The organism is Achromobacter semiaridum (assembly GCF_053543755.1).
This window is the reverse complement of the sequence record NZ_JBLVOL010000070.1, coordinates 132,410-141,234: the sequence shown is the minus strand read 5'-3', so window position 1 is coordinate 141,234 and position 8,825 is coordinate 132,410. Positions and strand designations below refer to the sequence as shown.

At 65.2% G+C, this 8,825-nt stretch carries 7 protein-coding genes; all 7 read right to left on the bottom strand.

Translation table 11 applies throughout. The features are described from left to right. Window positions 1-343: amidase family protein (locus ACNPP0_RS19595; protein WP_448706771.1), on the bottom strand; the 343-nt coding region annotated here is incomplete at its 3' end. 62 nt (window positions 344-405) lie between these two features. Continuing rightward, window positions 406-2,103: an ABC transporter ATP-binding protein gene (locus ACNPP0_RS19590; RefSeq protein WP_332610210.1), complete on the bottom strand. Its 1,698-nt coding sequence runs from the start codon at window positions 2,101-2,103 to the stop codon at window positions 406-408. 5 nt (window positions 2,104-2,108) lie between these two features. Beyond that, window positions 2,109-3,014: an ABC transporter permease gene (locus ACNPP0_RS19585; protein WP_332610211.1), complete on the bottom strand. Its 906-nt coding sequence runs from the start codon at window positions 3,012-3,014 to the stop codon at window positions 2,109-2,111. A gap of 9 nt (window positions 3,015-3,023) precedes the next feature. Continuing rightward, window positions 3,024-3,965 (bottom strand): ABC transporter permease, encoded by a 942-nt coding sequence (locus ACNPP0_RS19580; protein WP_332610212.1) that lies wholly within the window; start codon window positions 3,963-3,965, stop codon window positions 3,024-3,026. 27 nt (window positions 3,966-3,992) lie between these two features. Beyond that, a complete protein-coding gene (locus ACNPP0_RS19575) occupies window positions 3,993-5,558 on the bottom strand; it encodes an ABC transporter substrate-binding protein (RefSeq protein WP_120156992.1) in 1,566 nt (521 codons plus the stop codon). Between the two features lie 81 nt (window positions 5,559-5,639). Further along, window positions 5,640-7,148 carry a M81 family metallopeptidase gene (locus tag ACNPP0_RS19570; RefSeq protein ID WP_448706770.1) on the bottom strand — a complete coding sequence of 503 codons (1,509 nt, stop codon included), beginning with the start codon at window positions 7,146-7,148 and terminating at the stop codon, window positions 5,640-5,642. Between the two features lie 133 nt (window positions 7,149-7,281). Further along, window positions 7,282-8,775 (bottom strand): CoA-acylating methylmalonate-semialdehyde dehydrogenase, encoded by a 1,494-nt coding sequence (locus tag ACNPP0_RS19565; RefSeq protein ID WP_332610214.1) that lies wholly within the window; start codon window positions 8,773-8,775, stop codon window positions 7,282-7,284. Window positions 8,776-8,825: the final 50 nt, after the last annotated feature.

Below are 8,825 nucleotides of genomic sequence, written 5' to 3'. Positions count from 1 at the left end.
GGGCGGCGGGCGGCGCGTCGGCGGCGGCCGGGGTCAGGTCGGTGGCGGCGGTGCCCAGCGGCACGGGGGTGCCGCGCGTGGCGATGTTTTCCTTGATGGTGGCGGGCACGCCGTCCAGGCTGTAGCCGCCCGCCGATTGCGGCTGGCCCTTCATCCAGCGGGCTTCCGAGGCCCGCGCCATTGCCAGCGCGCCCTCGGGGTCCAGCGCGTAGGTGGCCTTCAGGTGCGGTTCCCAGCGCTGGATGTGGTCAAGCACCGAGCGCGTGACCTCAACGGGCGACAAAGTCTTGTCGCGATACGCTTGCAGCAGTTCCTGGGCGGACAATTCGTGCGGTTGTGACATCTGGGTTCCTGTGTTGCAAAGGAAGGCAATTCGGGTGTTCAGGGCATCAGCACATCAGCACATCATGATGCGGCCGCGGCCGCTTGCGCCAAGGTGGCGGCGACGGGCTGGAAGTTGCGAAAGTCCCAGTCGCGTCCCGGAGCCGCGTCGATCAGCGCGCGCGTGTATTCGTGGCGCGGCTCGGTCAGCACGGTCTCTGCCGAACCGGTCTCGACCACCTTGCCGCGCTGCATGACCATGATGGTGTCGCAGATCTGCGCGGCCACGCGCAGGTCGTGCGTGATGAACAGCACGCCCACGCCGGTGCGCTGGCGCACTTGCTCCAGCAGTTCAAGCACCTGCGCCTGCACCGATACGTCCAGCGCCGATACGGCTTCGTCGGCCACCAGGATCTCCGGGTCCATGACCAGCGCACGCGCGATGCAGATGCGCTGGCGCTGTCCGCCTGAAAATTGATGCGGGTAGCGTTGCATGGCGTCCGGGCTCAGGCCCACCACGGTCAGCGTTTCGCCCGCGCGTTTCAGGGCCTGATCGCGCGGCATGCCAAAGTTAAGCAAGCCTTCGATGATGGATTCGCCCACGGTGCGGCGCGGGTTCAGCGACCGGTACGGGTCCTGGAACACGATCTGGATGCGGCGGCGCACCGGCCGCAGCGCCGAGCCCGACAACGTGCTCAAGTCTTCACCGCCCATCATCATGTGGCCGGCGGTGGGTTCGATCAGGCGCACGATGCAGCGCGCCACGGTGGACTTGCCCGAGCCGGATTCGCCCACGATGCCCAGGATTTCGCCTTTGCGCAGCGTCAGATTGACGTCGGTGGCGGCCACCACGTGCTGCGCGGCGCGCCGCGAGAACATCGAGCTTTTGCCCGCATAGGTGCGGCCCAGGCCCTTGACGTGCAGCACGGGCTGGCCGTCCGGCGCGTCGCGGCGGTTGGGCACCAGGCTGGGCACGGACGACACCAGGCGTCGCGTGTACGACTGCTTGGGTTCGGCCAGGATTTCGTTGCGGGTACCGCTTTCGATCAGGTCGCCCCGGTTCATCACCACGATGCGATCCGAAATCTCGGCCACCACGCCGAAGTCATGCGTGATGAACAGCACGGCCGTCTTGTGCTTGACCTGCAATTCCTTGATCAACGCCAGGATCTGCTTTTGCGTGGTGACGTCCAGCGCGGTCGTGGGTTCGTCGGCGATCAGCAGCTTGGGCTCCAGGATCAGCGCCATCGCAATCACGATGCGCTGGCGCTGGCCGCCCGACAGCTGATGCGGATACGCCTCGAAGATGCGTTCCACATCGGGCAGGTGCACCGACTGGAACATGTCCAGCACCTTGGCGCGGCGTTCGGCGGCGCTCATGCCCTTGCGATGCAGGCGCAGCACTTCGTCAACCTGCTTGCCGACGGTATGCACGGGGTTTAGCGCGGTCATGGGTTCCTGGAACACCATGGCCATGCGGGTCGCGCGCATCTCGCGCAGGCGGCGCTGCGACGCGGTGGCGACGTCTTCACCTTCCACGCGGATGGAACCGGCGCTGATGGACAGGATGCCTTGCGGCAACAGGCCCATCACGGCCAGCGACGTGACCGATTTGCCGGAGCCGGATTCACCGACCACGCACACCGTTTCACCGGCATGCACGTCCAGGCTCAGATTGCGCACGACGCGGTTGCCGGCGCCGGCCACTTCCACGGACAGGTTGCGGATCGCCAGGATGGCGGACGAGGTGTCGCCAGCGGGGGGAGTAGGAGAGTAGGTCATCGGCATCAGATCCTGCGCACCATTTTCGGGTCCAGCGCATCGCGCAGGGCGTCACCCAGGATGTTCACGCTAAGCACGGTCAGCGACAGAAGCAGGCCAGGGAAGAGAATCAGGCCGGGCAGCATGCGGAAATACATGCGGCCTTCGGACATGATGTTGCCCCACGACGCGATCTCGGGCGGGATGCCCGCGCCCAGGAAGCTGAGGATGGCCTCGGTCAACATCGCCGACGCGAACACGTAGGTGCCTTGCACCGTCAGCGGCGCGATGGTGCTGGGCACCATGTGGCGCCACAGCAGCAGTGGCAGCGGCGTGCCCAACGCCAGCGCGGCTTCCACATAGGGTTCGCCGCGCACCGTCAGGATCTGCCCGCGCACCAGCCGCACCACACGGGGAATTTCCGGGATGGTGATGGCAACAAGCACGGTCGTGATGCTGGCGCCGGTAACGGACACCAGGGCAATTGCCAGCAGGATGCCGGGAATGGCCATGATGGCGTCCATCGTGCGCATGATCAGCCCGTCCAGCGACCGGAACCAACCGGCAATGACGCCGATGACCAGCCCGATGGCCACGCTGACGACGGCGGCGCCCAAGCCCGCGATCAAGGAGATGCGCGCGCCGTAGGCCACGCGCGACCAGACGTCGCGGCCAAAGGCGTCGGTGCCGAACAGGTAGTCGGTAAAGGGCTGCTTCAGGCGCGCGCCCGGGTTGATGTAGGTGGGGTCCACCGTGCCCAGCAGCGGCGCAAACACGGCGATGGCGACGATGGTGACCAGCACCACCAGCGCCAGCATGACCGGCCAGCTTTTCAGGCCCTGGCGCACTTGCCGCCAGGCGGTGACTTGAGGGTTGCCGCCTCCGGGGAGGTCGGCGGCCGCTTGCGCGGCGGCATCGGTTGGCGTGTGCATGGCTCTTCCCTAGTAGCGGATGCGCGGGTCGAACACCGTGTAGGCGCAATCGACGATCAGGTTGATGAACACGTAGACGAACGCGAAGAACAGCGTCAGCCCCTGGATGACGGGGTAATCGCGCGCCAGCACGGCTTCCACCACCAAACGGCCCAGGCCGGGGATGTTGAACACCGATTCGGTCACGACCACGCCGCTGATCAACAGCGCGATGCCCAGGCCCACCACGGTGGCGATGGGCACCGCCGCGTTGCGCAGCGCGTGGCCCAGCAGCACGCCGGTTTCACCCAGGCCCTTGGAGCGCGCCGTGCGGATGAAGTCCTCGCCCATGACCTCGATGACGCTGGTGCGCGTGATGCGCGCAATCAACGCCACATAGACCGTGGACAAGGCCAGCGACGGCAGGATGAGCCGGTGCAGATATAGCCAGAAGCCCTTTTCCAGCGGCGCATAGCCCTGCACGTTGAACCAGCCCAGCTTGATGGCGAACAGCCAGATCAGCAGATACCCCGTGACGAACACCGGCACCGAAAAGCCCAGCACCGAAAAGCCCATCACGGCCCGATCCAGCAGTTTGCCTTGCCGCCATGCCGCCAGGATGCCCAGCGGAATGGCAACGAGCAGCGTGAAGACCAGGGTCAGCACCGCCAGGCTCAAGGACGGTTCGAGGCGTTGCGCGATCAGTTTGGTGACCGGCACGCCGGACATGAGCGAGGTGCCCAGATCGCCTTGCAGGAGCTTGCCGCCCCAGATGAAGAACTGTTTGATGACCGGTTGGTCCAGGCCCATCGTCTGCCGTATCTGGACGATACGTTCAGGCGTGGCGCCGTCGCCCGCCATGATGATGGCCGGATCGCCCGGGCTGAAACGCAATATCGCGAAGACCACCACCGCGACCATCACCAGAACGGGGATGGTCGCGAGGAGCCGGCGTGAGACAAATGCCAGCATGTATTTCCCCCTGAACTGCTTGCTCTTTTAAGGAGCTTTCTTGACGTTCCAGAACGCAAAGACCGGTGCATGCACCAGGCCCGAGAGCTTGGTCGAATAGACGGTGGGCACGGACATCTGGCCCAGCGGCACGTACAGGCCTTCGTCGATGCCGATGCGCTGCAATTCGTCGGCGATCTTCTTTTGCTCGGCCGGATCGGACGTCAGCGCGAACTTGGTGCGCAGTTCTTCCACTTGCGGCATGTCGGGCCAGCCGAACCAGGCGTTGTCGCCGTTGGCGGCGGCGGGCGCGGAACGCACCGGGTCCATCACGTCGGTGGCGTACCAGTTGGTATTGTGGATGTTCCAGCCGCCTTCAGCCGGCGCGGCCTTGGAGGCGCGGCGGGTGGCCACGCTTTGCCAGTCCATGGCGGCCAGGTTGACGTTGAAGCCGGCCTTGCGCAGCGCCTGCGCCATCACCACCGGTTGCGCGGACAGGGTGCCCACGTCGGTGGCGTGCATGACCAGGATGGGGGTGTTGTCGTAGCCCGCTTCCTTCAGCAAGGCCTTGGCCTTTTCGATGTTCGACGGCACCACGACTTCCTTGCCGATGTCGCTTTCCATCGGCGTGCCGCAGCCCCACAGCGACGCGCACGTCTTCCAGTACTTGGGATTGCCCACCAGCGCCTTCATCACGTCTTCCTGGCCGATGGCGTACATCGCGGCCTGGCGGATCTTCTTGTTGTTGAAGGGCGGGTACTTGAAATTGAAGCGGTACATCGTGAAGTAGCCGACCGGGCTCAGGGACTCTTCCTTCAAGTCCTTGTTGCCTTCGATCATCGGCAACAGGTCATACGGGAACTGTTCGACGAAGTCGATTTCGCCGCCCAGCAGCGCGTTGGCGGTGGTCAGCGCATCGGGCATGACGTCCCATTCGACCTTGTCCACGTTCACGACCTTGCCGCCGGCCAGGCCGCTGGCCGGTTCCTTGCGCGGCACGTAGTCGGCGTTCTTGGCATACACCGTTTTCACGCCGGGCTTGAATTCGATGACCTTGAACGGGCCGGAGCCGGTCATGTCGGTGATGGGCTGGCCGATGGCCTGTTCGGCGATGCGCTTGGGCATCATGAACGGCGCGGTGCCCGTCGGCTTGGACAGCGCGCGCAGCGCCAGGTCCGTGGGTTCTTTCATGACGATGCGGAAATTCTTGTCGTCGATGACTTCGATCTTGTCGGTGAACTTGAGCAGCGTGCGGCCCATGCCGTCGCCGGCGGCCCAGCGCTTGATCGAGGCCACGCAGTCTTCGGACGTGACGGGCTTGCCGTCGTGCCACTTCTGGCCGTCGCGCAAGGTCATCGTGTAGGTCTTGCCGTCCGGCGAGACTTCCCATTTCTCAAGCATTTGCGGCTGGATCTTGTTGTCGGCGTCGGTGGCCAGCAAGGTGTCGTAGATCATGTAGCCGTGCCACGTCGTGATGTATGCGGTGGTGGCGTGCGGGTCGGTCAAGCGCAACGGCGAGTGCATGACGGACTTGATGACGGTTTCGGCGTAGGCGCCGTGAGCCATCATCAACGTTGCACCGGCCAACGCGGCCGCTCGAACAAACTTGAGCATGGAGATTCCCCTTGAAGCGGTGTGAGCGGCACGGTTGGCCGCTACGTCGTTAACGCGCCGCTCGATGGCGGCGTGGGAGGGTCAGGCGGTTGCGGGTCGGCCCGAAAACACCGGCCCGCAAGGCGCCATTCTGATGCCGGGACGCAACCGTGTCCATGGTTGTTTTGCCGCATCCATCAGCATGGAGCCAGGGGCGGCGCACACCAGGATCGTTTGCGCGATGGATGTGAAATCCGCGCGGAAATGCGCGGAACTCTTCACCACCAGAATTGCGGCGCGCGTGGGTTCGACGCCCGCGAACCGGAACATTTCCTGGTCCGCCATCTGCACCTTGTTAGAGGCGACGATGATGCGCACGCCACCAATACGCAGGCAGGCGCTGGGGCCCAGATCCATGTGGAATCCGCGGTAGAAAGCGCCGTGCGTATCGAAGCGTCCATCTGAAGTTTTCTCGACGATGAACTCCGTGTCCAGCGGTTCGTCGTCGGGAATACCCGAGTGTCCACCTAGTGCAATCCGTACCTTGTTTCCGACGCCCGCGCGGTGCGCGGCAAGCGCGGCGGCCGGGTCGACGATCAGGCCGATGGCGGTGTCGCGCGCGTCGTGGCGGATCAGCGCGCGCAGCACGCCGGTGGTGTCCGAGCTGCCGCCCGCGCCGGGGTTGTCTTGTGCGTCAGCGATCACGACCGGCTTGTCCGCACCGTGCGCGATTCGCATCGCTTCCTGCACGGCTTCGTCGGGCGTGTACAGCTTGCCGCCAAAGTCGCGTTCGGCATTCAACACGGCGCGCGCCATTTCGGCGGCGGCCGCGTCGGCCTCGGCCTGCGTGGTGCCGTAAGCCCATACGGTGGGCGCGCATTCGGGGAAGTCGGCAGCGGGAAATCCGGTGGCGAAAGACAGGCTGGTGGCGCCGCGCGCTTCGATCTCGCCCACCAGCGCATACAGGCTGCGCGACGGTTCGATGTCGGTCGATTGCCAGCACAGCGAAATCAGGTAGGGCAGGGCGCGCAACGACACATAGGGACGCGGCACGCCGGCCAGCCGCAGGGCTAGCAGCGCGGCGGCGCGTTGGCCGGTTTCAGCCATGTCGATGTGGGGATACGTGCGGTAGCAGACCAGCGCGTCGGCATGGCGCACCATGGCGCGCGTGACGTTGGCGTGCAGGTCCAGGCTGGCCACCACGGGCACGTCCGGGCCGACCAGCTCGCGCACGCGCTTGAGCAGTTCGCCTTCGCCGTCGTCCAGGTGTTCGGTGACCATGGCGCCGTGCAGGTCCAGGTACACGCCATCCAGCGGCAGTGCGTCGGACAGGCCTTGCAGGATCAGCGCGCTGATGCGTTCAAAAGCGTCTTTGGTGACGGGGCCGGACGGGCTGGCCGCGGCCCAGGTAGTGGGCACCAGCGTGTGCTGGTTCATGGCTTCGATGAAGCCCGCCACGGGAATGTTGGCGCCTGCCACGGCTTGGAACATTGCGGGGCCGCTGACCAGCTTGGGCCAGCCGCCGCCTTTCTCGGCAAAATCTTCCCACGTCGCGCGCGACGGCGCGAACGTATTGGTTTCGTGCTGAAAGCCGCCTATACCGATGCGCATCGGGCATCCCCTTGTGTCATGTGATGTTGCTGTGTCGTGGTACTGGCCGGGCGCGGCCGAAGCCGCGCCCTTGCAAAGCCGGGTAATGCGTCCTTCTGGAAAGCGGGTGATTGAAGTCGTGAAGCGGGCGGGTTTACTTCGCCACGGGCATGGTGAATTCGGCGCCCTTGGCGATGCTGTCCGGCCAGCGCTGCATCACGCTCTTGTAGCGCGAGTAGAAGCGGATGCCTTCTTCGCCGTAGGCGTGGTGGTCGCCAAACAGTGAACGCTTCCAGCCGCCGAACGAATGCCAGGCCATCGGCACGGGAATCGGCACGTTGATGCCGACCATGCCGACCTTGATCTGGCGTGCGAACGCGCGCGCCACGCCGCCGTCGGACGTGAAGCACGCCACGCCGTTGCCGAACTCGTGCGCGTTGATCAGCTCAACGGCGCTGGCAAAGTCGGGCACGCGCACGATGCACAGCACCGGGCCGAAGATCTCTTCGCGATAGATGTTCATGGTGGGCTTGACGTTGTCGAACAGCGTGCCGCCCAGGAAGTAGCCCTTTTCGTTGCCGGGCACTTTCAGGCCACGGCCGTCCACGACCAGATCGGCGCCGGCCGCGATGCCGTCTTCGATGTAGCCCATGACCTTGTTGCGGTGCTGCGCCGTGACCAGCGGGCCCATTTCGGCGTCGGCGTTCATGCCGTCCTTGACGATCAGCGCCTTGACGCGCGGGGTCAGGCGTTCAACGACCTTGTCGGCCACATCGCCCACCGCCACGGCAACCGAGATCGCCATGCAGCGCTCGCCGGCCGAACCATACGCGGCGCCCATCAAGGCGTCGGTTACCTGGTCCAGGTCGGCGTCGGGCATGACGACCAGATGGTTCTTGGCGCCGCCCAGCGCCTGCACGCGCTTGCCGCGCTTGGTGCCTTCGGCGTAGATGTATTCGGCGATGGGCGTAGACCCCACGAACGACAGCGCTTCAACGTCCGGGTGATTGATCAGCGCGTCCACGGCCAGCTTGTCGCCGTGCACCACGTTGAACACGCCGGGGGGCAGGCCGGCTTCGGTCAGCAGTTCGGCCAGGCGCAGGGACGCCGACGGATCACGTTCGGAAGGCTTGAGCACGAAGGTGTTGCCGCAGGCGATGGCCACGGGGAACATCCAGCACGGCACCATCATCGGGAAGTTGAACGGCGTGATGCCGGCCACCACGCCCAGTGCCTGACGCATGCTCCAGTTGTCGATGCCGCCGCCGATCTGGTCGGAATACTGGCCTTTGAGCAACTGCGGAATGCCGCAGGCGAATTCGACGATTTCGATGCCGCGCATGACTTCGCCCTTGGCATCCGAGAACACCTTGCCGTGTTCGCGGGTGATGAGCTCGGCCAGTTCGTCCTGGTGCTGATCCAGCAGCGCCTTGAAGTTGAACAGGATGCGGGCGCGCTTGAGCGCGGGCGTTTCGGACCAGGCCGGGAACGCGGCCTTGGCGGCCGCAACGGCCAGCGCCACGTCTTCGTTGGACGCCAGCGGAATGGACGAGCAGATTTCGCCGGTGGCGGGGTTGAAGCCGTCGGCGTAGCGGCTGCTGCGGCCATCGAAATGCTGGCCGTTGATGAAATGGGGGATCTTCTTCATGGTGCGGGGGCTTCTCTGCGGGATTCTTCAAAACTTCTTGCGGGCGGCAC